This is a genomic window from Mesorhizobium sp. M1006, from assembly GCF_040318825.1.
Taxonomy (GTDB): domain Bacteria; phylum Pseudomonadota; class Alphaproteobacteria; order Rhizobiales; family Rhizobiaceae; genus Mesorhizobium.
Genome location: NZ_JAMYMZ010000011.1, coordinates 130,871 through 153,720, shown reverse-complemented (window position 1 = coordinate 153,720; position 22,850 = coordinate 130,871). Strand labels below are relative to the sequence as shown.

The window sequence follows — 22,850 nt, the reverse complement described above, 5'->3', positions numbered from 1 at the left end:
CCGACACCACAATAGCTTCGGCAGGCCACTCGTTCCACAGACCGCTGTCGTTGGTAATTTTCGTACACTGAGCATTGCCGCAGACAGTCTGCGACGGTGGGATTTTTGCGTTATGCCCGTAGCCTGATAACCGGATCAGCCTCGGCTTCGATCGACATAGTTGTAGATGCCCGCGCCGATCGCGACCGCTCCTACAGTGATCAGAATCGATGGCACACCCATTAACGTGGCGATGATCCCCCAGACAATGGCGACGGCAATTGCGCCGGCCGTTCCCAGCACCAGTCTAAGCCGTTTCGACATTTTCCGTTTCCCCCAAAGTGCATCTTCCTTTTTTCTGGTCGAAATACCGCAATGCGGCAGCATTGTCTGCGCTTTGTTCAACTTTTTTCGCCGCCCCTGAGCCCGACCGCTGAGGCGTAAGCGATCCGTATGCGGCCTTGTTGCAAATACCCACTCGACAATCAGGAAGCTTGGGCGCGAGCCCGAGAAGCGAGGCGTCAGAAAGCGAGGTATCTATGCAAAATTCTCGGAATTTACTCCGGTTCTCGATCATGGCCATGGCGGCCACGACAACCGCACTAGTCATCACGGGCCTTACCCCCGTGACAACCGAAGCGACTTTGATTTGCCATGGGTCGGTCTGCCAGAAGGCGAGCAATGAAGGCAGTGCCTTCGGCACCAAATATCAGCGCAAGTGCACCTGCGAAAATGTAAACGAGGGCGCCAACAACCATCGCTCCCCACACAACCTCAACAACAGGCCCATCGGCGGCTCAAGCAGCAGCAGTGGTTCGAGCGGCACCAGCAGTTCGAGCGGCAGCAGCGGTTCGAGCGGCAGCAGCGGATCGAGCGGCACCAGCGGTTCCAGCGGCACCAGCGGTTCCAGCGGTAGCAGCGGTTCGAGTGGCACCAGCAGTTCAAGCGGCAGCAGCGGTTCGAGCGGTAGCAGCGGCTCCAGCGGCAGCAGCGGTTCGAGTGGCACCAGCAGTTCAAGCGGCGGCAATGACGGAACAAGCAGCGGCGGCTCAAGCGGATCGAGCAGTAGCAGCGGATCCAGCGGCGGCAACGACGGGACAAGCAGCAGCGGATCCAACGGCAGCGGTGGAGTGTAGCGGCTGCTCAAGTGGCACCAGCGGCGGCGGGTGGGCACACTACGTGACCCGTGGCGGCCGCCGACGACGATCAACCCTCATGACAACGGGAGTAGCAGCTTGACGCTCCAACCGAAATCCGCGACCGCGCCCCTAACCGGCCTTGCAGGACTGTTTGGTTATGCGCTGGCCGTCGGAGTGCTCGTCAACAGAAGCTGGCCTGTGCATTTGCAGGCCATGACTGTCATTGCAGCTACCGCGGCAGCGATGATCGCGGTCGACACGGCCTATTTCCAGACGTTCCGGAGGCGTTCGACGGGATTTCAAGCGAAGCCGATGCGAGCGCTTGAAGTCGAGCGCGTCGTGCGCAAGCTCATCGGCTTCATCGTCACGCTCACGACCATTGCCGCAGTCTACTGGATAGTGCCGGAATACCGGCGCGGGTTTTACGCCCCCTACTGGGCGGCGCTTTACGACACCTTGCCGGCGCTGCTCGTCGCCGCGCCGTTTTATGTTGCCTATGTCGACCGCCGGCAGACCGATCCGGAAGATTCATATGCCGAAATCGGTGCATTCGTCCTCAGCGGCGCCGTGCCGCAAAGGACCGAGCAGATACGCCAGCACGTGCGGGGCTGGATCGTCAAAGGCTTCTTCCTGCCGCTGATGTTCGTCTATCTGTGCTCCACACTGGGTTCGATCCTTGCCGGGCTGGAACAACCGTATCGATTCGACATCATGCGCTGGCACGCTTTTGCAATCGATCTCCTGTTCATGGTGGATGTTCTTGTCGCGGTCGTCGGCTACGTCTTCACGCTGCGCGTCCTCGACAATCATATCCGCACCGTCGAGCCCACCGTATTCGGCTGGCTGGTTTGTCTTGCCTGTTATGAACCCATCAACGCCGCCACCCGTGCCTACCTGAACTACGAAACGGGCGCCAACTGGACGGCGGTGATGCCCTCACCGGCGCTCCAGGTTTTCTGGGGGTCGGCGATCCTCTTCTGCATCTTGATTTTTGTCTGGTCCACCGTGAGCTTTGGCCTGAGATTTTCCAATCTCACCAATCGCGGAATCATCACCTGCGGACCGTATCGCTGGATCAAGCATCCGGCCTATGTTTCGAAAAACCTCTCCTGGTGGCTGGTCTCCCTACCTTTCCTCACCGCCGCAGGACCCGCTGAAGCGCTGCGGCACTCCGCCATCCTGCTCGCGCTCAATGCCATCTACGCACTCCGCGCCATCACCGAGGAATGCCATCTGTCACGCGACCCCGATTACGTCGCCTATCGCGATTACATCAGCGAAAACGGCGCCGTTGCTCAGCTCAAACGACTGTTCGCGAAAGCGAGTCGGTCGCCGATCAGGCGCTCAGGCTGAATGCCCTTGCTCGGACATCTGCGGCAGCTGGCCTATCGCCTCAAGGCGTGATCGCGATGCCGATCCTCGCCGCTCATCGGCAACGGCCGATCGCCCTCGAGCAGGCGGGTGATCCGGGCGAAGCCGGCAAAAGCCTTTCTCGCTTCCTCGGCCGACATCCGGCCGGCCATGGCCGCAGCGCAGCAATTCACGGCGCACTGGTAAACCGGCCCGCGCCGCCCGGCCGGCCATTTTCGCAAGAATGCCATCGCTTCGGCAACGCTGTCGATCTCCTCCACGGGCTGTCCCTGTCCGCGCAAAATCCGCACGGGCGAAAAGAATTGCAAGCGGTCCATCATTTCCTCCCCGTCGACCGGATGCGTGCGATCGAACCCCACTAAACTCGCGAACCCGACTTTGGTTCCCGGCAAAACATGGCTTGGCCTGAAAAATGTTTGCTGGACGAGACGAGCAACGGTCGACGCGCCCGGCAGCTCCAATTGGGTGACATCTTGCCCCAATTGGGTGGCATCTTGCCATTGTACGGGAACGTTAGCGCGGCTGATGCATTTCGATGCCACGAGCAGTCTTTTTGAGGGAAATGCCAAAACATGAGAATAGCCCATGTGGCGCCGCTCCATGAATCCGTGCCACCCCGGTTCTATGGAGGGACGGAGCGCATCGTCTCCTATCTGACCGAAGGATTGGTCGAGCTTGGCCATGACGTGACCCTGTTCGCCAGCGGCGATACCAAGACGTCGGCGAAATTGGTGGCGTGTCGCGAGCGCGCGCTCCGTCTCGATCCGCGCCCGCACAAATCCGAAACCGCGGCGCATCTCTCGATGCTCGCCGAGGTGAGGAGCCGTGCGCAACAGTTCGACATCATCCATTTCCATCTCAGCCACTTCCTGCATTTTCCTTTCTTCGAACACATGCCCGACCGGACGGTGACGACACCGCATGGCAGGCTCGACTATGTCGACCTGGCCCCCGCCTACGAACATTTTCCGCGCTTTCCGATGATCTCGATTTCGCGCAGCCAGAGAACCGGGCTACCCAGGGCAAATTGGCTGGCGACCATCCATCACGGGCTACCGATCAATATGTACGAGCCGACTTTCGAGACGGAGGTGGACGAGCCGTATCTGGCCTTTCTGGGCCGGCTGTCGCGCGACAAGCGCCCGGACCGTGCCATTGAGATCGCCTTGCGCTCCGGGCTGAAACTGAAGCTTGCGGCAAAGATCGGCGACGACGACCGCCCTTTTTTCCACGACACGGTCGAGCCGCTGATCGACGGCGACCGTGTCGACTATATCGGCGAGATCGAAGAGGACAGAAAAGCGGAATTCCTCGGCAAGGCGGCCGGCCTGCTGTTTCCGATAGATTGGCCGGAGCCGTTCGGTCTTGCCGCGATAGAGGCTATGGCCTGTGGCACGCCGGTGATCGCCTGGAAATGCGGTGCCCTGCCGGAGATCATCGACCACGGCGTGACCGGTTTCCTTGTCGATACGGTCGATGCTGCGGTCGCCTCGATACCGGAATTGCTGCGCCTCGACAGGCGACAGGTGAGAGCCGTGTTCGAAAACCGTTTTTCTGCCACGAGAATGGCCCACGACTATGTGGCTGCCTATGCGCGCCTGATCGGTACTCCCGGTGAAGCGAGAGCGTCCTGATCGGCGTCATTGTGGACGTTGGAAACGAAACGACAGAGCTTGTGACGTATGAATCAACTCGACGAGCGTAAGCTTGATCCCGCCGTAGCCCTTGCCTCCCTCGACGAGGTTGCGCCCCGGGAGCCGCACCGGCTGTTCGCCCTCAAGCAAGCCGACTGCTTCGCGGTGGCCGACGCCTATGGCGACATCCGCGGCGCCGGCGATGGCTTTTTCCGAGACGACACGCGTGTGCTTTCGGAATTCCGGCTGACGGTCGGTGGCCGGCAAATGTCGTTGCTCGGCGCCTCGCTCAGCCAGGACAATGTGCTTTTCACCTCGAACCTGACCAATCTGCCGATCCAGAGTGTCGGTGGTCGCGACATTCCGCAGGGCGCGATCCACATAGAACGCGTCAGGCTGCTTTGGCAGGACCGGCTGTTCGAGCGCATCACCCTTTCCAACTACAGCCAGGAATCGTCGGCCATTCGGGTTTCCTTGCATTTCGCAGCAGATTTCCGCGACATGTTCGAGGTGCGCGGTTCGACCCGGCTCAAGCGCGGAATAGCCCACGCCGCCGAGACCAGTCCGACATCCGTGGTGCTTCGATATGACGGGCTGGACCAACTCGTGCGCCTGTCGGCGATCTCGTTCTCGCAGGCGCCGGACAATTTGACCGCCAGCCGCGCGGATTTCCTGGTTGCGGTGACGAAGCGCAGCAGCGAGGTCCTCTATATCGAGGTCGGCCCGGAAGTGGCGGAGACACCCGACCGCGACCGTTTTCGGGCTGCAGCCGCCCGCGCTCGCTTCGGCATGCGCGCCAAACGCCGCCACGGCGCGACGGTGCACAGTTCTGGCCGCGTCTTCAACGACTGGATCGAACGCGCGCGCGCGGACGTGGCGCTGCTGACCACCGAGCTTGCAACCGGACCTTACCCCTATGCCGGCATACCCTGGTTCTCGACGGCATTTGGCCGTGACGGGGTGATTTCCGCATTGCAGATGCTGTGGTTGAATCCTGGGCTGGCGCGCGGCGTACTCGCCTTTCTCGCCCAGCATCAGGCGACCGAAACGTCGCCGTTCAGCGATTCGCAGCCCGGCAAGATCATGCACGAGACCCGCAAGGGCGAGATGGCGGCACTGCGGGAGCTCCCGTTCGGCCGCTATTACGGCGGCGTCGATACCACGCCGCTCTATATTCATCTCGCTTGCGCCTATGCGGATCGTACCGGCGACATGGCGTTCGTCGACAGCCTGTGGCCATCGCTCTGTGCAGCGGCCGAATGGACGGAGGAGACAAGCCGCGCGACCGGCTTCGTTACCTACCAGCGCGGCGCCGAGACCGGCCTTGCCAACCAGGGCTGGAAGGACAGTTTCGATTCCGTCTTCCATGCCGATGGCCGCATGCCCAAGGGGCCGATCGCCCTGGTCGAGGTGCAAGGCTACGTCTTTGCCGCGTTCCGTGGGCTGGCGGCGCTCGCCCGCCGCCGCGGCGAGGACGACAAGGCCGATCATTGGGAGGAACGCGCCGAAACCATGCGCGCCGCGGTGGAACGCCATTTCTGGATGGACGATCTCAATTTCTATGCACTGGCGATCGATGGTGCAGGCGAGCTCTGCAAGGTACGGACGTCGAATGCCGGCCATCTTCTCTTTGTCGGGCTGCCCGAGCCGGAACGGGCGCAGATGGTCGCCGATCAGCTGCTCTCCGCGTCGTTCCACTCTGGTTGGGGCGTGAGGACGCTGGCCGACGATGCGATATTCTTCAATCCGATGTCCTACCACAATGGTTCGATCTGGCCGCACGACACCGCCATGTGCGGTGCAGGCCTGGCACGTTATGGCGTGCGCGACAGCGTGGTTCGGCTGATGAGCGGCACGTTCGAATCGGCTGTCCATTTCAACATGCGGCTGCCGGAACTGTTCTGCGGCTTTACCCGGTCGCCGGGCGAAGCGCCCATCGCCTATCCCGTCGCGTGCCTGCCGCAAGCCTGGTCAGCGGGATCGGCCTTCATGCTGATGCAGGCCTGCCTTGGGCTCGAAATCGACGGCTGGAACAGCGAAATCCGGGTCACCCGCCCAAGGCTGCCGATCGGCATCGACACGCTGACATTGCGGCATCTGGGTGTCGGCTCGACAGTGGTCGACCTCACATTCCAGCGTGTCGGCGACCGGGTCGTCGCCTTTCTTGCCGACCGGTATGAGGGGATGGTGCCGCTCATCGTGCGCACTTGATGCCGCCGCGCTGCGGCGCATCGAAAATGACGCGCGCGTTGCAATCGTCCGGAACCGATAGCCTCTTTGTGCGTTGCAAAAATGGGCGGGGTGGGGACGCTGTCGTTGTCATACGGCGGCGAACCAGAAAACAAATAAAAAAAACGGCTATCGGCCGGCCGGAGGCGAGATCACATTCCATGTCAGATTATACTGTAAACCTGCTCTGGGTTTTGCTGATTGCAAGTTTTGGCTTTTCCGCTTTTGCCATTCTCCTGTCGATATCCCGCCAGCGCCGCGGTCGCGCAACGGCCGCCGCATACACGCCGAGCGAGGATGTCGCCTCGGAAGCGGCACGCAAGGTGCTGCGCGAGTTCGAAAAGAACGGCCAGTCCGCCGATGCGGCACTGGTCACGTGGTCGCCCGACACGTTGCGCAAGATCCTGGCCGACGACCTGCCGGACGCACAGGTCATCGTGGTGTCCAACCGCGAACCCTACATCCACAACATCAAGGACGACGGGGTCCAACTTTTGGTGCCGGCCAGCGGCCTGGTTTCGGCACTCGAGCCCATCACCCGCGCCTGTGCCGGCACCTGGATCGCCTATGGCGGCGGCACGGCAGACCGTCTCACCGTCGACAAGGACGACCGGGTGCAGGTGCCGCCAGGCAATCCGTCCTACACGCTGCGCAGGGTCTGGCTGACGGAGGAGGAATATCAGGGCTACTATCTGGGCTTCGCTAATGAGGGCCTATGGCCGCTTTGCCATATCGCCTTCACCCGCCCCGTGTTTCGCGCCTCGGACTGGGACGCCTACGAGGCCGTCAACCGCAAATTCGCCGATACGGTGGTTGCCGAAGCCCGCAACGAACGGCCGATCGTGCTGGTGCAGGACTATCATTTCGCGCTGCTGCCGCGCATGATCCGCCAGCGCCTGCCGGACGCGATAGTCATCACCTTCTGGCATATCCCGTGGCCTAATTCGGAAGTATTCAGCATCTGTCCGTGGCGTGAGCGGATCCTGGAAGGACTGCTCGGCAGTTCGATCATCGGCTTTCATACCCAATTCCATGCCAACAACTTCACCGAAAGTGTCGACCGCTTTCTGGAGAGCCGGATCGAACGGGCAGACGCGGCAATCTCCTATGGTGGGCAGACCACATTGGTCCACGCCTATCCCATTTCCATAGAATGGCCGGCCCAATTGCTGGCAAAACTGCCGTCTGTGGAGGAGTGCCGCGCCAGCGTGCGCGACAGATTCGGCCTGTCTGCGGATACCAAACTATGCGTTGGCGTCGAGCGCCTCGACTACACGAAAGGCATTCTCGATCGCTTCCATGCCTTGGACGAATTGTTCACGAGATATCCCGAATGGATAGGCAAGGTGGTTTTCCTGCAGATCGCCGCGCCGAGCCGGGGGACATTGCCCGCCTACCAGCAACTCCACGACGAATGCCGCCGCTGTGCCGAGGAGCTCAACCGGCGCTATGGCAGCGAGACATACAGCCCTATCCTGATGGTCGCCGAACATCATCGGCAGGAGCAGGTCTACGAGGTCTATCGTGCCGCCGACATCTGTATGGTCACCAGTCTGCATGACGGCATGAACCTTGTCGCCAAGGAATTCGTCGCAGCGCGCGACGACGAACAGGGCGTGCTTTTGCTCAGCACCTTCGCCGGTGCCTCGCGCGAATTGCTGGAAGCACTGATCGTCAACCCCTACGATGCGGCCATGATGAGCGAGGCGCTGTTGCAGGCGCTGACGATGACGCCGGAAGAGCAGCGCGAACGTTTGCGGCCGATGCGCGAGATGGTCCGCGACAACAATGTCTACCGCTGGGCCGGCAGCATGCTGCTGGACGCCGCGCGCCTGCGCAAACGCGGCGATCTCGACAGGGTGACCGGAACCGGCGAGCGCCCGCCATCGAACACCAACAACGTCATCTCGATGTTCGAGCGGGCTCGGAAGGCAGCGTCGTGAAAAGCTTTGAACAACCACCGGCGTTGAACCTGTCGGAAGGGCAATGGGCGCTCTTCCTCGACATCGACGGAACCCTGCTGGAACACGCTGCCCATCCCGACGCGGTGTTCGTCGGCGAGGAATTGCGCAATCTGCTCGAACGCATCGAGCGGCGGCTGGATGGTGCGGTCGCCTTCATCACCGGCCGATCGATTCCCGCCGTGGACAAGCTGTTCCACCCGCTGAAGCTGCGGATTGCCGGACTGTATGGGCTGGAGCACCGGCTGACGCCGAGCGGTCCGATCGATGCCGCCGACGCGCCGGCCGACATCGCCGCCCTTGCGGACGAGATCGAGGCCGAACTGGGCAGCGGCAAGGTCTATGTCGAGCGCAAGGGGCCGGTCCTTGCCGTTCATACAAGAGCAGCACCGCAACTGCTTGCACCCGCAATCCAGCTCGTCGAACAGGCATTGGCCCGGCTTCCGAAGGGTTATCGGGTGCTTCCGGGAAACGCCGGCGTCGAGCTCATGCCTTTGGAAGCCGTCAAAGGTGCTGCCATCCAGCGTTTCATGGACATTCCGCCCTTTGTTGGCCGGCGGCCGATATTCCTCGGAGACGATACATCGGACGAACACGGTTTCGAGGCGATCAATGAAATTGGCGGCATCTCCATCCGCGTGAAGCCGAACGGACCGACGGCCGCAACCTATGTCCTCGACGACGTGACGGGCGCAATAGCCTGGCTCGAGGCCAGTTTCGAGACGTCGGCGGTGGCCTGATCGCGCCGTGGCCCGGTTCAGCTGATCTTCCCGTCCACTATGTGAATGCGGCGATCCATGCGTGCGGCCATGTCGAGGTCATGCGTGACTGCCACGACCGTCTTGCCGCGTTCGCGCACCAGATTCTGCAGGATTGTGAACACCTGCTCCGAGCTCTTGCTGTCGAGGCTCCCCGTCGGCTCGTCTGCCAGGATAGCCACCGACAGCGATGGAGGAGAGTTGATGAGTAGGAAATCGCGCGCTTCGACCGATGCCGTTCTCAAGGAACTACGCGCCTTCGGCCTCACCTATCCAGGCGCCGAGACAAAGAGTCCGTGGCCTGGTCACGACGATCTCGCGGTGAAAGGCAAGACCTTTGCTTATTTGAGCCTTGAAGGCGAACCGTTCAGCATCTCCCTCAAACTCCCCTACAGCGGCGACGAGGCGAGAAAGCTCCACTATGCGTCGCCGACGGAGTACGGCCTTGGCAAGAGCGGATGGGTGACGTTCGAACCAGCACCGGACGAACTGCCACCGATGGGACAACTGAAGTCATGGCTCGATGAGAGTTATCGCGCACAAGCGCCCAAAAAGCTTGCCGCCCTGATCACGCACAAGGTGGACTCTGGAGCTTAGGTCGAGCGATTGGTGTCACCCCACGAATCGCCGGCGCTAGAAGCTCAACGACGCCACGCCGATAAGCGCGTTTCTCATTGAATGACTTTAAGCCCAAAGCCGGCAAATCGTCTGCTTGCCGGTTCCCCTGCGTCAGGCTTAACCTGCGTGCCATGCGTGGAGGCGCGTGCGGTTGCAAGGGGAGGACATAGCAATGACAATACAAGGCGCATCACCGGACCTGTACAATGAGGATCTCGCTCCGGCGAAGGTTCGAAACTGGGGACCGTTCTCGATCTTCAACGTCTGGACGTCGGACGTCCACAGCCTGTGGGGCTACTATCTCGCTGCCAGCCTGTTCCTGTTCTGCGGCGGCTTCGTCAACTTCATCATCGCCATCGGTATCGGTTCGCTGATCATCTATGCGTTGATGAACATGGTCGGCTATGCCGGCGTGAAGACCGGGGTGCCCTACCCGGTCCTGGCGCGTGCCTCCTTCGGCATCTGGGGCGCCAACATACCGGCGCTGGTGCGCGCCATCGTCGCCTGCTTCTGGTACGGCGCGCAGACGGCGGCCGCCTCCGGGGCGATCGTAGCCCTGCTGATCCGCTCGCAATGGTTCGCCGACTTCAACCAGAGCACACATTTCCTCGGCCATTCCGGGCTCGAGGTGATCTGCTTCGCCGTCATCTGGGCGCTGCAACTCCTGATCATCCAGAAAGGCATGGAAACGGTGCGCCGCTTCCAGGATTGGGCCGGACCGGCGGTGTGGGTGATGATGCTGATCCTGGCGATCTATCTTTGCATCAAGGCAGGCACCTTCGCTTTCACCAGCGACATCCCGATGGATGTGCTGCTGGAAAAGACAAAGGACGCGGGCGTGCCGGGCACGCCGGGCTCCTGGACCTCGCTGTTTGCGGTGGCCGCGATCTGGGTGACCTATTTCTCCGCGCTCTATCTCAACTTCTGCGATTTCGCGCGCTACGCCCCGGACAAGGCATCGCTGCGCAAGGGCAACATCTGGGGCCTGCCGGTCAATCTTATCCTGTTCTCGCTGGTCGCCGGCGTTACGACGATCGCCGCCTTCGACGTCTATGGCGAGGTGCTGCTGCATCCCGACCAGATTTCGGCGAAATTCGACAGCTGGTTCCTGGCGGCGCTCGCAGCCCTGACCTTTGCGGTGGCGACGCTCGGCATCAATGTGGTGGCGAACTTCGTGTCGCCGGCCTTCGACTTCTCCAATGTCTTTCCACGCCAGATCGACTTCAAGAAGGGCGGCTACATCGCGGCGCTGATCGCGCTGGTGCTCTATCCATTCGCGCCCTGGGAAGGCAGTGCCGCCTCCTTCGTCAACATCATTGGCGCGACGATGGGGCCTATCTTCGGCGTGATGATGGTCGACTATTACCTGATCCGGAAGGGCGAGGTCGACGTCGAGGCGCTCTACAGGGAGAATGGCGAATTCCGCTTTCAGGGCGGCTGGCATGTCAATGCCTTCATCGCCGCCGGTATCGGCGCGGTCTTCTCCTCGATCCTGCCCAATTTCACCAGCCTGCTGCCGTCATGGTGGGGCGTCTATGGCTGGTTCTTCGGCGTGGCAATTGCCGGCGTCATCTACTACGTGCTGCGCACGATGGCACTCGGTGCCGGAGCCAGGATAGCCAAGGCCTGAGCGATTTGGGGCGGCGCGAGCCGCCCCGTTTATTTATTCTGCGACCATCTTGGCCAGGCGGCGCACCGTATTCCAGTTGCGCGAGGTGCCGATGCCCAGGCGTTTGTGACTGACCGCCGCAAGCAGCCGCGAACTCGGCGTCTCGCTGGAAAAGACGATCCAGATGTCGCCGCCGACAATCCGCAGCTTCTCGTCCTTGCCGGCATACGCCTCAAGCGCCGCGGCGGTCTCGGCGGGAACGGGCGCCCGCATCACGCGCACCGCCACCTGGTCCGCGGCCTCAGCCGATTCGGCTGGGAACGGATTGCCGGCCGCCATCCTCAGCCAGCCGTCGGCGCGGCGCACGATGATGTCGACGTGGCGGCCGAAAGTCTTTGCGAACGCCGCCTCCAGCCGCTGCTCCAACGCCGCAAGTTCTGTTTCTTGCGCCTCGAAAACCAGATTGCCGGTCGCCACCAGCGTGCGCGGGTTATTCAGACCCAGGCCTTCGGCCATCGCCTTCAGATCGGACATGACGACCCGCCGCCCCTCGCCCAGGACAATGCTGTAGAGCAGCGCGACGTAAGTTTGCATGGGCGGCTAGTTAGACCAGCCGCGACTGCTCTACCGCCGCCTCGATGAAGCTGGCAAACAGCGGGTGCGGATCGAGCGGCCGGCTTTTCAACTCGGGATGGTACTGCACGCCGATGAACCAGGGGTGGTCGGGATATTCGACCGTTTCCGGCAGCACGCCGTCCGGCGACATGCCGGCAAACACCAGGCCGCAATCCTCGAGCCGCTCCTTGTAGTCGACATTGACCTCGTAGCGGTGGCGATGGCGTTCGGAAATCTGCGTATCGCCATAGATCTCGGCGATCTTCGATCCCTTGGCAAGGTCGGCCTGGTAGGCACCGAGCCGCATGGTACCACCAAGGTCGCCGGTTTCCCTGCGCTTTTCCAGCATGTTGCCCTTCAGCCATTCGGTCATCAAGCCGACAACCGGCTCCTCGGTTGGACCGAACTCGGTCGATGATGCGTGCTCGACGCCGGCCAGCGAACGCGCCGCCTCGATGCAAGCCATCTGCATGCCGAAGCAGATGCCGAAATACGGCACCTTGCGCTCGCGCGCGAACTTCGCCGCCAGGATCTTGCCCTCCGAGCCGCGCTCGCCAAAACCGCCGGGGACGAGAATGCCATGGACCTTCTCCAGCCACGGCGCCGGGTCTTCCTTCTCGAATATCTCGCTTTCGATCCAGTCGAGCTTGACCTTGACCCGGTTGGCGAGGCCGCCATGCGACAGCGCCTCGATCAGCGATTTGTAGGCGTCCTTGAGGCCGGTATATTTGCCGACGACGGCAATGGTCACTTCGCCTTCCGGATTGTGGATGCGGTTGGACACCGCTTGCCACCGTTCCATGCGCGGCTTCGGCGCCGGATCGATGCCGAAGGCCGCCAGCACTTCCGAATCCAGCCCTTCATTGTGATAGGCCATCGGCACGTCGTAGATATGCGGGACGTCGAGCGCCTGGATGACGGCGCTTTCGCGGACATTGCAGAACAGCGACAGCTTTCTGCGCTCTTCCTTGGGGATCGGCCGGTCGGCGCGGACCAGCAGTATGTCGGGTGCAATGCCGATGCCGCGCAACTCCTTGACCGAATGCTGCGTCGGCTTGGTCTTCAGTTCGCCTGCCGTCGGAATGTAAGGCATCAAGGTCAGGTGGACGTAGACGGCGTTGTTGCGCGGCAGGTCGTTGCCGAGTTGGCGGATCGCCTCCAGGAACGGCATCGCTTCGATGTCGCCGACGGTGCCGCCGATCTCGCACAGCACGAAATCGTAGTCGTCATTGCCGTTGAGGACGAAATTCTTGATCTCGTCGGTGACGTGCGGAATGACCTGCACGGTGGCGCCGAGATAGTCGCCGCGCCGCTCGCGCTCGATGATGTTCTTATAGATGCGGCCGGTGGTGATGTTGTCCTGCTGGTTGGCCGAGCGGCCGGTGAAGCGCTCATAATGGCCAAGATCGAGATCGGTCTCGGCCCCGTCATCGGTCACGAAGACTTCGCCGTGCTGATAGGGCGACATCGTGCCGGGATCGACATTGAGATAGGGATCGAGCTTTTTGATGCGTGCGCGATAGCCCCGCGCCTGCAAGAGAGCCCCAAGGGCCGCTGCAGCAATGCCTTTTCCAAGTGAGGAAACCACGCCGCCTGTGATGAATACATATCGCGCCATGGGAGTCATCGCTTAACGCGGCCGAATTGATTCCGCCAGAGAAAAAACCGCCGCGAAGGCTTTTTCCCAAGAAGGCGCTCTGGTCGTTGGCGTATCAAAACAAAAGGGCCGGCGAGGCCGGCCCTTTTGGCACGATCTGTCAAAGCGTCAGATGATGACGACTTTGGTGCCTACTTTCACCCGGCGGTAAAGATCCATGACGTGCTCGTTGATCATACGGAAGCAGCCATTGGAGGCGCTGGTTCCGATTGACTGCGGCGCGATGGTGCCGTGAATGCGCAGGTGGGTATCTTTCTTGCCGTCGTAAAGATAGATGGCGCGCGCACCGAGCGGATTGTCGCCGCCGCCGGGCATGCCGTCCTTGTACTGGCCATAGTGCTTGGGTTCGCGCTTTTGCATATCCAGCGTCGGAATCCAGCGCGGCCATTCCTGCTTGTCGCCGACGGCAACCGTACCCTTGAACTGCAGGCCTTCCCGGCCGACCGCGATGGCATAACGGCGGGCGGTTGACGATGATTCGACGAGGTAGAGACGACGGGCGCTGGTATCGATGACGATGGTGCCGGGGTTGTAGCCGGTGAATTCGACCTCCTGCGGCACGAATTCCGGCTTGACCTTGAACTGCCGCTTGGCCTGCTTCCTTTCGAGCGCGGCGTCGAGCGCGCGTGTTTCCGGAAGCAGCGACATCGACGAAGAGGATGTGCCGCCGAACAGTCCCGCGAACAGCCCGACGCTCTGCGGCTTCTGCCCGACCGGTTCGCTGCGCAACTCGCCATTGTTGCCGGTCAGCGCAACGTTCATGGCCTCGGCCGGGATCGGCTCGGCCGACTGGATCGGCGCAATGGGCGTAATCGGTTCGATGATGTTGACGGTCTTCTTCTTGGCCGGCGTGGCGTCAGCCACCTTGGCCGTTGCGAGCGGCTGGCTCTTCTTGGCAAGGAACGCCTGGCGTTCCGCATCGGCTTTGCCTTTCGCCGCCTCGCGCATCGCCAGCTTCCTGGCTTCGAGTGCCTTGGCGCGAGCGGCGTCCTTGTCGGCTGCGATCTTGGCTTCGATCTTGCGGATCTGCGCAAGGTCGTCCGGCGTCGGATCTTTCTTCTTCTTGAGAAGCTTCAATTGCGCTGCATCGCTTTTGGCAGCGACCTTGACGACGTCGGTTGTTGTTGCGGCTTTGTGGGCCGAGTTTGCCGTCGGCATGGCCGCGAAAGCGGGCGCACCTAGGCTGAGCACGGCACAAAGGCCGGCAAAAATGAAGCTGCGAAGCTGCATGGGGAAGATCCGATCGTTCAATGCTTGTTGCCCACGGCGTCGCCCGGCGCCCCCCAAGGACGCCGAGAATGCCGCGTGCAACGTATAATCGATTAGCCGGAAGCGCCTCAAGCGTGAGGCGCAGTCGAATCTTCGTGATCGTGCGGCATTTGCCGCGACTGTGTTCAAACGACAACAGATCGCGGCATAAGTTGCCCTATTACTGGTTGGGGACCTGCGGCGTAGCCGGCGCGGTGGCGCCGTTTGTCGCTGGCGGCGTCGCCGGAGCGGTTGCCGGCGGCGTCGTTGCCGCGCCATTGCCGGACGGCGGGGTCGGCGCCGTGGTGCCTGAAGGCGGCGTCGGCGTCGTGGTTCCAGGCAATTGGTTGAGTACGCCCTTGCCTGCTCCGTCCGAGGTCGCCGGCACGCGATCGAGAATGTCGATCGGCTTCTCGCCATAGCGCGCAACGATCGACAGTGTCAGCGAGGTGACGAAGAAAGCGGCAGCCAGGATCGCCGTCGCCCGCGTCAGCGCATTGGCGGCGCCACGCGCGGTCATGAAGCCCGATCCGCCGCCGATGCCGAGGCCGCCGCCTTCGGAGCGCTGCAGCAGCACCACGCCGACAAGCGCGAGCACGACCATGAGGTGGACGACGATCAGTACGGTTTCCATAATTTACCCTGGCAAGGCCTTGTGCGGCCGCTGATTTGGAGGCGGCTCAATACAATGCTTTGACGGCATTTCCAAGCCCGTGGCCGGAATATGGGAAGCAATGCGTCCTTTGCAACGATTTCGGCGCCGGCCGTCCGCTCAAATGCAGCAACCAGCCCTTGTATCAAGCGATGTTTCGATAGGCTTCCGCGATGCCGAGGAAGTCCGCCGCCTTTAGGCTGGCGCCGCCGACCAGCGCGCCATCGACATTCCTGACGCCGAGCAACTCGATGGCGTTGGACGGCTTGACCGAGCCGCCGTAGAGAATGCGCATCTTGGCCGCCGTATTGCCGAGCTTCCGTGCCAGTTCTTCGCGGATATGCGCATGTGCCTCGGCGACGTCGGCGGCGGTCGGGGTCAAGCCGGTCCCAATCGCCCATATTGGCTCATAGGCAATGACGGTGTTGGAAGCCGTGGCGTTTGGCGGGACCGAGCCAGCGACCTGGCGCGACAGCACGTCGAGCGTGGCTCCTGCTTCTCGTTCGGCTCTTGTCTCACCAATGCAGATGATGGCCACCAGCCCGGCGCGCCATGCGGCGGAGGCCTTGGCCTGGACCAAGGCATCGTCCTCCTTGCGATCGGCGCGGCATTCGGAATGGCCGACGATGACATGGCTGGCACCTGCATCCTTCAGCATCTCGGCCGAAATGCAGCCGGTATAGGCGCCGCTCTCCTCGGTGTGGCAATCCTCTCCGCCGGCCCGCACCGGCGTGCGCGACAGAATCTCGGCGGCGTGCGCAAGCAAGGTCGCCGGCACGCAGACCACCGCTTCGGTCTCGGCGTCGAGCCCACTCATGAAGCCGTTGCCGATCATCCTGATCTCGTTGAGCGAGGCGCTGGTGCCGTTCATTTTCCAGTTGCCGGCGACGAGCGGGCGGATTCCAGTGGTCATGGGATTTGTTTCTCCGGGCAATTTCCAGCTGGCCCTCACTATCAAAATCAGGCCACAAAGCAATCGACAGTGGGCAGGAAGGGCGCTATTGCGCTTGTTTCAGACTCGGCGCATGCGAAATGCGCAAAAATCGGAAGTACTCATGCTTGGTATGTTGAGAAGCGCGGCGGGGACCTGGGTCGCGAAACTGCTGCTGTCATTGTTGGTGTTGAGCTTCGCCATCTGGGGCATCTCGGGGCGGCTGATGGGCGGTCTTGCCGGCCATGACGCCGTGATTACGGCCGGAGGCACCAAGGTCTCGATCAACGAATACCGCCTCGCCTACGATCGCCAGCTCAGCGTCATGTCGCAGCAATTCGGCCAGCGCATCAGCCGTGAGCAAGCGACGGCGCTCGGCATCGACAACCAGGTGCTGGCGCAACTCGTGTCGGGTGCCGTCCTCGACGAGCAGGCCCGCAAGCTCGGCCTCGGCCTGTCCAAGGACCGGCTCGCCGAACTGACGCGTGAAGACCCGGCGTTCAAAGGGCCTGCCGGAACCTTCGACAGGAGAACCTTCGAGTACCTGCTTCGGCAGGTCGGCATGCGGCCGGAAGACTATTTGAAGAACCGCGCCCAGGTCGCGGTCCGCCAGCAGATCGTCGAGGCGGTTTCGGACGGCCTCAAGGCCCCGGATACATTCTTCAAGGCGGTCGCGCTCTATCGCGGCGAAGATCGCACCATCGACTACCTGACCTTGCCGAAATCGCTGGTCGAACCGATAGAAGCGCCGTCCGACAGCGCGCTTTCGGCCTATTTCGAGGAAAACAAGAAAACCTACGCCGCTCCCGAATACCGTAAGTTCTCCTATGTCAGGCTCGAACCGGAAGACATCATGGATTTGAGCGCGGTGACCGACCAACAGGTCAGCGACGACTACAATAAGAACAAGGCGCGCTACACCACGCCGGAGATGCGCACCATCGAGCAGCTTGTGTTCAAGACACCTGATGCCGCAAAGGCGGCGCTCGATTCGCTCAGGACCGGCGCGACCTTCGACAAGATCGTCGCTGCCGAAGGCAAGACGCCGGCAGACACGCTGCTCGGCACGCTGGCCAAGGACAAGATCGCCGACAAGGCGGTCGCCGATGCTGCCTTCAAACTGAACGTCAATGAGGTCAGCCCGGTCGTACAGGGCGCCTTTGGTCCCGTTCTGCTGCGCGTCACCGACATCAAGCCCGAAGTGGTGAAGCCGCTGGCCGAAGTGTCCGAGCAGATCCGCAAGGACCTGGCACTGGGCGAGGCAAGCCGCATCTTGCTGGACGTGCACGACAATTACGAGGATACGCGCGCCTCGGGCAGTTCGCTCGCCGAGGCTGCCGCCAAATTGAAGCTGAAGGTCGTCACCATCGATGCCATCGACCGCACCGGCCAACGGCCGGATGGAAGCATCGTCAAAGACCTGCCGGAATCGCCGGCACTCATCAAGGCGGTGTTCGAATCCGAACCCGGAACCGACAATGAAGGCCTCACCACCGCCGATAACGGCTTCGTCTTCTACGACGTGAGCGCGATCACGCCTGCCCGCGACCGCACGTTGGACGAAGTCCGCCAGAAGGTCGTGGCCGACTGGACCGCGGCGGAGACCACCAAACGGCTCACAGCAAAAGCACAGGAGCTCGAGAAGCGTCTCAAGGCCGGCGTCACGCTCGAGGTGATCGCCGGTGAGCTCAAGCTCGAAAAGCAGACCAAGCGCGGCGTCAAGCGCGATGCGGACGACGTCGATTTCGGCAAGGAAGGCGCCGCCGCGATGTTCGGCGTCGGAGAAGGCGGCGCCGGGTTGATCCCCTCACCTACGGGCGACGGACAGATCCTGTTCAAGGTTGCCGAGGTGTTCGAGCCTGCCGGGGCCGATGCCAGCTCAGTGCCCCAGGACGCACAGAAGTCCTTCACCTCCGGCATGTCCGACGACCTGCTCGACCAGTTGGTGGCGCAGTTGCAGACGCAATATGACGTCCGCATCGATCAGGCGGCCGTAACCCAAGCCCTGGCCAGATGAGCGCGCTGAAGATCCACATCGCCAAGGTCGCCGCCGGCAGCGCTCTTTCCTTCGAGGAGGCGCGCGAGGCCTTCGACATCATCATGTCCGGCGATGCCACCCCCGGCCAGATCGGCGGCTTCCTGATGGCATTGCGCGTGCGCGGTGAGACCGTCAGCGAGATCGCCGGCGCCGTCGCCACCATGCGCGCCAAGATGCTGCGTGTCGAAGCTCCCGAGGGTGCCATCGACATTGTCGGCACCGGCGGCGACAATTCGCACAGCGTCAACATTTCGACCGCATCCGCTTTCGTCATCGCCGGCAGCGGCGTGCCCGTCGCCAAGCACGGCAATCGCGGACTGTCCTCGCTGACCGGCGCCGCCGATGTGCTAATCGCATTGGGCGTCAAGATCGACATCCCTCCGGAGACGATCGGCCGCTGCATCCACGAGGCCGGCGTTGGCTTCATGTTCGCGCCGGCGCATCACCCGGCGATGAAGCATGTCGGCCCGACCCGGGTCGAGCTCGGAACCCGCACCATCTTCAACCTGCTGGGCCCGCTTTCCAATCCGGCGAGTGTCAGACGGCAGATGGTCGGCGTGTTCCTGCCCGAATGGATCATGCCGGTGGCAGAAACGTTGAAGGAACTTGGTGCCGACCATGCCTGGATCGTCCATGGCGACGGCTATGACGAGATCACCACCACCGGCGAGACACTTGTCGCCGAATTGGCCGGCGGCGAGATCCGCAGCTTTACGCTGACCCCGGAAGCCGTCGGACTGAAGCGGCACACCAAGGACGAGTTGCGCGGCGGCGACGCCGCCCACAACGCCCAGGCACTGCGCGACATGCTGGGCGGCGCCGCCGGCGCCTTTCGCGATACGGTGCTGATGAATGCCGGCGCCGGGCTGGTGGTGGCCGGCACAGCGACGACCCTCGCCGACGGCATGGTAACGGCGGCGCAGGCCATCGACAGCGGCCGCGCGCTGAAAGTGCTCGACAGGCTGATCGAGATTTCGAACGGTTAAAACCATGTCCGACATCCTGCGCAAGATCGAGGCTTACAAGCGCGACGAGATCGCGGCGGCCAAGGCACGCGTGTCATTGGCCGAGATCAAGGCACGGGCGACGGATGCCGACGCGCCGCGCGGCTTTCTTTCCGCCCTTGAAGCAACGCGCAAATCCGGCGGGTTCGCGCTGATTGCCGAAATCAAGAAGGCTAGCCCATCCAAAGGCCTGATCCGCGCCGATTTCGATCCGCCGGCGCTGGCCAGGGCCTATGCGAAGGGCGGTGCCGCCTGCCTTTCGGTGCTGACCGACGCACCCTCCTTCCAAGGCGCGCCCGAATTCCTCACCACTGCGCGCGCTGCCGTCGAGTTGCCTGCCCTGCGCAAGGATTTCCTGTTCGACCCCTATCAGGTCTACGAGGCCCGGGCATGGGGCGCTGATGCCATCCTGATCATCATGGCCAGCGTCGACGACGCGTTGGCAAGAGAACTCGAAGCGACAGCGTTCGGGCTCGGCATGGACGCGCTGGTCGAAGTGCATGACGAGGCTGAAATGGAACGCGCGCTGCAGCTGTCGTCGCGGCTGATCGGTATCAACAACCGCAATCTCCGGACCTTCGAAACCAGCCTGCAGACCTCGGAGCGGCTGGTAGCGATGGTGCCGGCCGACCGCCATCTGGTCAGCGAAAGCGGTATCTTTTCCCACGACGATTGCCGCCGGCTGGAGCAGAGCGGAATTGCGACTTTCCTGGTCGGCGAGAGCCTGATGCGCCAGCAGGACGTGGCCGCGGCAACGCGCCTGCTGTTGACGGGCAAGGCGCCGGCGGAGGCCGTTTGAGGATGGCGGCCGCCCTCACCCATCTTGGCGCGCAGGGCGAAGCCAACATGGTCGATGTCGGAGACAAGGCTGTGACGGTGCGCACGGCAGTCGCAGAAGGCTTTGTCGCGATGCGGCCCGAGACGCTGGACATGATCCTCGCCGGCGACGCCAAGAAGGGCGACGTGCTGGGCACCGCGCGCATTGCCGGCATCATGGCGGCCAAGAAGACGCATGAACTGATCCCGCTTTGCCATCCGCTGCTGCTGACCAGGATATCTGTCGATATCGAGGCGGACGCCGCGCTGCCCGGCCTGAAGGTGACAGCATTGACCCGCGTCACCGGCAAGACCGGCGTTGAGATGGAGGCTCTGAGTGCCGTCTCGGTCGCTTGCCTGACCATCTACGACATGGCCAAGGCGGTCGACCGCGCCATGGTCATCTCCGGCATCAGGCTGGTCGAAAAGACCGGCGGCAAATCCGGCGACTACAAGATCACCGGAGACGGGGCCACCGAGGCAGGCCGATAATGGCGCTGGTCCCAGTTGCCGAGGCGCTCGAGCGCCTGCTGGACGGCGCAGCAGCGCTGCCGGGCGAACGCGTCGCACTGCTGGATGCCGCCGACCGCGTGCTGACGGAGCCGGTTGTGGCGCTCCGCACCCAGCCGCCGTTCAACGCCTCCGCCATGGACGGCTATGCCGTGCGGGCGGCCGATATCGCGTCCGTACCGGCAAGGCTTTCGGTGGTCGGCATGGCGCCGGCCGGACGCGGCTTTGCCGGAACGGTGCAGCAGCGGCAGGCCGTGCGCATCTTTACCGGCGCGCCGCTTCCCGAAGGCGCCGACACTATCGTCATCCAGGAGAACGTCCGCGATCTCGGTGGCGGCAGCGTCGAAGTGACGGAACGGACGGTGCAGGGGCGCAACATCCGCCGCCTCGGGCTCGATTTCGCCAAGGGCGATGTCCTGCTGCCCAAAGGCCGCCTGCTCGACCCGGCGGCCTTGTCGCTGGCGGCATCGGCCAATCACCCCGAGGTGCGCGTGGTCAAACGGCCGCTGGTGGCCATCATCGCCACCGGCGACGAATTACTGCCGCCGGGCAGCGATCTTGGCCCCGACCAGATCATCTCCTCCAACGCCTATGGTGTCGCCGCTGCCGCACAGTCGGTCGGTGCGCGCGCGCTCGACCTTGGCATCGCGCCGGACCGCAGGGAGGCGATCGCTGCGCTGGTTGAAAAGGCCGTGAAGGCTGGCGCGAACGTCATCGTCACGCTGGGCGGTGCCTCGGTCGGTGACCACGACTTCGTCCATGAGGTGCTGACCGGGCAAGGCATGACGCTCGATTTCTGGAAGATCGCCATGCGGCCGGGCAAGCCACTGATGTTCGGGCGGCTGGGAGACATTCGCTGCATCGGCCTGCCCGGCAATCCGGTGGCAAGCCTGGTCTGCACTCAGCTCTTCCTGAAGCCGCTGCTGGCGCGGCTCGGCGGCCGCGCCTTTCAGCAGGATATACGTCGGGCACGGCTCGGTGCCGCCATGCCGGCCAATGATCTCAGGCAAGATTATGTGCGGGCTGTTGTCATAGATGACGCCGGTACGCCCGTGGCGACGCCGTTCGGCATCCAGGACTCCTCGATGCTGAAAATGCTGGCCGATGCCGACGGGCTGATCGTTCGCGCGCCGTTCGCGCCTGCCGCGGCGGCGGGCTCCCCCTGCGACGTACTGATGCTACGCTGAACCTGCCTCACTCCGAAATCAAGGTCCGGGTCAGCGGATGGTCTGGATCGGCCAAACCGTCGATGATGTTGAAATGATGCCGGTCAGGCTCGACCACCGAGCTGGTCGCGGTACCCAGGCCGATCCAGATGTTGGCCAGCAACGCGCTCTGACGCAGGAATTCGGCGCGCTCGCCGCCACCGGCCCAGCAGGTCAGGCGGGCCTTGTCCATCGGGCGCAGCAGCACCGGACTTTCGGCCTGCGCCTCGGCCTCATCGATCGCCAGCGTCTCGTTCATGCCGGTGCGCATGATCGGGCGCAAATCGTGCACCCCCGAGATCGACACCACATGACGAACGCGCCGGACCACTTCGGTCGCCAGCGGCGTCGTCGCCGTAACCATCCGGCTAACAAGATGGCCGCCGGCCGAGTGCCCGGTCAGCATCAGCGGCCCTGCAACCATCGCCGCCGCCTTGCCGATCGCCGCGCCGACTTCCTTGACGATGCCGCCAATGCGTATCTGCGGACAGAGCGTGTAGGACGGCATCGCCACCGCATAGCCGCGATCAACAGGGCCAGCGGCAAGATGCGACCAGAAATTCTTGTCGAATTCCATCCAGTAGCCGCCATGGACGAACACCACGAGTCCCTTGGGCTTGATGGCCGGCAGGAAAAGATCGAGCCGGTTGCGTGGGTTGTCGCCATAGGCCATGTCGAGCCGCGCCCTGCCCTCGGTCGAAAGCACGTCGCGGAAAACCCGCGCGGGCTCGATCCAGGCCGCCGGCCAGCGATCGCTGCCGGCTATGTTGGCGCCGTTGGCATAGGCGTTGTCCCAATCGGCAATGTGACGTTCGAACACCCTGCGCCCTCCTTGGCATATGGCCTTGCAACGTAGCCGTAAGCATCGCGCGGCGC

Annotated in this window: 22 protein-coding genes and 1 pseudogene; 12 read left to right on the top strand and 11 right to left on the bottom strand. The window is 62.8% G+C overall.

Annotated features, from left to right (window positions below; translation table 11 throughout):
- Positions 1 to 135: 135 nt before the first annotated feature.
- Genes NKH60_RS13570 through NKH60_RS13560 form a run of 3 tightly spaced genes read right to left on the bottom strand, consistent with a single transcriptional unit; the run spans position 136 to position 1,126 of the window.
- Positions 136 to 303, bottom strand: a complete 168-nt coding sequence (locus tag NKH60_RS13570; RefSeq protein ID WP_352766570.1) for a hypothetical protein — start codon at positions 301 to 303, stop codon at positions 136 to 138.
- Positions 287 to 682: a hypothetical protein gene (locus tag NKH60_RS13565; protein ID WP_352766572.1), complete on the bottom strand. Its 396-nt coding sequence runs from the start codon at positions 680 to 682 to the stop codon at positions 287 to 289. The genes NKH60_RS13570 and NKH60_RS13565 overlap by 17 nt, the downstream gene beginning before the upstream one ends.
- 6 nt (positions 683 to 688) lie before the next feature.
- Positions 689 to 1,126, bottom strand: a complete 438-nt coding sequence (locus NKH60_RS13560) for a hypothetical protein (protein WP_352766574.1) — start codon at positions 1,124 to 1,126, stop codon at positions 689 to 691.
- Between the two features lie 88 nt (positions 1,127 to 1,214).
- Between NKH60_RS13560 and NKH60_RS13555 the strand changes: the two genes are divergently transcribed.
- Positions 1,215 to 2,471 carry a methyltransferase family protein gene (locus tag NKH60_RS13555; RefSeq protein ID WP_352872433.1) on the top strand — a complete coding sequence of 419 codons (1,257 nt, stop codon included), beginning with the start codon at positions 1,215 to 1,217 and terminating at the stop codon, positions 2,469 to 2,471.
- Between the two features lie 32 nt (positions 2,472 to 2,503).
- On the opposite strand, the gene NKH60_RS35145 is transcribed toward NKH60_RS13555, so the two are convergent.
- Entirely contained in the window at positions 2,504 to 3,076 is a 573-nt protein-coding gene (locus NKH60_RS35145) for a DUF982 domain-containing protein (protein WP_502893790.1), read from the bottom strand.
- Between NKH60_RS35145 and NKH60_RS13545 the strand changes: the two genes are divergently transcribed.
- The 4 genes from NKH60_RS13545 (at position 3,062) to otsB (ending at position 9,053) form a co-directional block, all read left to right on the top strand.
- A complete protein-coding gene (locus NKH60_RS13545) occupies positions 3,062 to 4,123 on the top strand; it encodes a glycosyltransferase family 4 protein (protein ID WP_352815639.1) in 1,062 nt (353 codons plus the stop codon). The two genes, NKH60_RS35145 and NKH60_RS13545, sit on opposite strands and share 15 nt — an antisense overlap.
- A gap of 48 nt (positions 4,124 to 4,171) precedes the next feature.
- Positions 4,172 to 6,334 carry an amylo-alpha-1,6-glucosidase gene (locus NKH60_RS13540; RefSeq protein ID WP_352540550.1) on the top strand — a complete coding sequence of 721 codons (2,163 nt, stop codon included), beginning with the start codon at positions 4,172 to 4,174 and terminating at the stop codon, positions 6,332 to 6,334.
- A 179-nt stretch (positions 6,335 to 6,513) separates the two neighbouring features.
- Positions 6,514 to 8,295, top strand: coding sequence for an alpha,alpha-trehalose-phosphate synthase (UDP-forming) (locus NKH60_RS13535; RefSeq protein WP_023674969.1), 1,782 nt, complete (start codon positions 6,514 to 6,516; stop codon positions 8,293 to 8,295).
- The gene (gene otsB, locus NKH60_RS13530) at positions 8,292 to 9,053 is read left to right on the top strand and encodes a trehalose-phosphatase (RefSeq protein WP_352540551.1); all 762 of its coding nucleotides are present in this window, start codon (positions 8,292 to 8,294) and stop codon (positions 9,051 to 9,053) included. The genes NKH60_RS13535 and otsB overlap by 4 nt, the downstream gene beginning before the upstream one ends.
- 17 nt (positions 9,054 to 9,070) lie before the next feature.
- Here otsB and NKH60_RS13525 read toward each other — a convergent pair.
- Positions 9,071 to 9,280, bottom strand: a pseudogene (locus NKH60_RS13525) (ABC transporter ATP-binding protein); the annotation flags it as partial.
- Between NKH60_RS13525 and NKH60_RS13520 the strand changes: the two are divergent.
- A complete protein-coding gene (locus tag NKH60_RS13520) occupies positions 9,276 to 9,668 on the top strand; it encodes an MmcQ/YjbR family DNA-binding protein (RefSeq protein WP_352474256.1) in 393 nt (130 codons plus the stop codon). The pseudogene NKH60_RS13525 and the gene NKH60_RS13520 overlap by 5 nt on opposite strands.
- Before the next feature lie 193 nt (positions 9,669 to 9,861).
- Positions 9,862 to 11,319, top strand: a complete 1,458-nt coding sequence (locus NKH60_RS13515) for an NCS1 family nucleobase:cation symporter-1 (protein ID WP_352474257.1) — start codon at positions 9,862 to 9,864, stop codon at positions 11,317 to 11,319.
- A 33-nt stretch (positions 11,320 to 11,352) separates the two neighbouring features.
- On the opposite strand, the gene NKH60_RS13510 is transcribed toward NKH60_RS13515, so the two are convergent.
- The 5 genes from NKH60_RS13510 to tpiA all read right to left on the bottom strand — a co-directional run bounded on the left by NKH60_RS13510 (position 11,353) and on the right by tpiA (position 16,383).
- Positions 11,353 to 11,892, bottom strand: coding sequence for a DUF1697 domain-containing protein (locus NKH60_RS13510; RefSeq protein WP_352795444.1), 540 nt, complete (start codon positions 11,890 to 11,892; stop codon positions 11,353 to 11,355).
- Between the two features lie 10 nt (positions 11,893 to 11,902).
- Positions 11,903 to 13,531 carry a CTP synthase gene (gene pyrG / locus NKH60_RS13505; RefSeq protein ID WP_352448839.1) on the bottom strand — a complete coding sequence of 543 codons (1,629 nt, stop codon included), beginning with the start codon at positions 13,529 to 13,531 and terminating at the stop codon, positions 11,903 to 11,905.
- A gap of 147 nt (positions 13,532 to 13,678) precedes the next feature.
- Positions 13,679 to 14,800 (bottom strand): L,D-transpeptidase, encoded by a 1,122-nt coding sequence (locus NKH60_RS13500; protein WP_352502401.1) that lies wholly within the window; start codon positions 14,798 to 14,800, stop codon positions 13,679 to 13,681.
- 199 nt (positions 14,801 to 14,999) lie between these two features.
- The gene (secG, locus tag NKH60_RS13495; protein ID WP_254817294.1) at positions 15,000 to 15,452 is read right to left on the bottom strand and encodes a preprotein translocase subunit SecG; all 453 of its coding nucleotides are present in this window, start codon (positions 15,450 to 15,452) and stop codon (positions 15,000 to 15,002) included.
- Positions 15,453 to 15,615: 163 nt separating this feature from the next.
- The gene (gene tpiA / locus NKH60_RS13490) at positions 15,616 to 16,383 is read right to left on the bottom strand and encodes a triose-phosphate isomerase (protein ID WP_352474263.1); all 768 of its coding nucleotides are present in this window, start codon (positions 16,381 to 16,383) and stop codon (positions 15,616 to 15,618) included.
- Between the two features lie 142 nt (positions 16,384 to 16,525).
- On the opposite strand from tpiA, the gene NKH60_RS13485 reads away from it, so the two are divergent.
- The 5 genes from NKH60_RS13485 to NKH60_RS13465 are packed head-to-tail and all read left to right on the top strand — an operon-like array spanning position 16,526 to position 21,956.
- Positions 16,526 to 18,418: a SurA N-terminal domain-containing protein gene (locus NKH60_RS13485; RefSeq protein ID WP_352872428.1), complete on the top strand. Its 1,893-nt coding sequence runs from the start codon at positions 16,526 to 16,528 to the stop codon at positions 18,416 to 18,418.
- Complete coding sequence (gene trpD / locus NKH60_RS13480; protein WP_352474265.1) at positions 18,415 to 19,425, top strand: anthranilate phosphoribosyltransferase; 1,011 nt, start codon at positions 18,415 to 18,417, stop codon at positions 19,423 to 19,425. The genes NKH60_RS13485 and trpD overlap by 4 nt, the downstream gene beginning before the upstream one ends.
- 4 nt (positions 19,426 to 19,429) lie before the next feature.
- Positions 19,430 to 20,242 (top strand): indole-3-glycerol phosphate synthase TrpC, encoded by an 813-nt coding sequence (gene trpC, locus NKH60_RS13475; protein ID WP_352872426.1) that lies wholly within the window; start codon positions 19,430 to 19,432, stop codon positions 20,240 to 20,242.
- A 2-nt stretch (positions 20,243 to 20,244) separates the two neighbouring features.
- Entirely contained in the window at positions 20,245 to 20,751 is a 507-nt protein-coding gene (moaC, locus tag NKH60_RS13470; protein ID WP_352872424.1) for a cyclic pyranopterin monophosphate synthase MoaC, read from the top strand.
- On the top strand, positions 20,751 to 21,956 hold the full coding sequence (locus NKH60_RS13465; protein WP_352872422.1) for a molybdopterin molybdotransferase MoeA: 1,206 nt from the start codon (positions 20,751 to 20,753) through the stop codon (positions 21,954 to 21,956). The genes moaC and NKH60_RS13465 overlap by 1 nt, the downstream gene beginning before the upstream one ends.
- A gap of 7 nt (positions 21,957 to 21,963) precedes the next feature.
- Here the strand turns inward: NKH60_RS13465 and NKH60_RS13460 are convergent, their stop codons facing one another.
- Complete coding sequence (locus NKH60_RS13460; RefSeq protein WP_352872420.1) at positions 21,964 to 22,794, bottom strand: hormone-sensitive lipase; 831 nt, start codon at positions 22,792 to 22,794, stop codon at positions 21,964 to 21,966.
- Between the last annotated feature and the right edge of the window lie 56 nt (positions 22,795 to 22,850).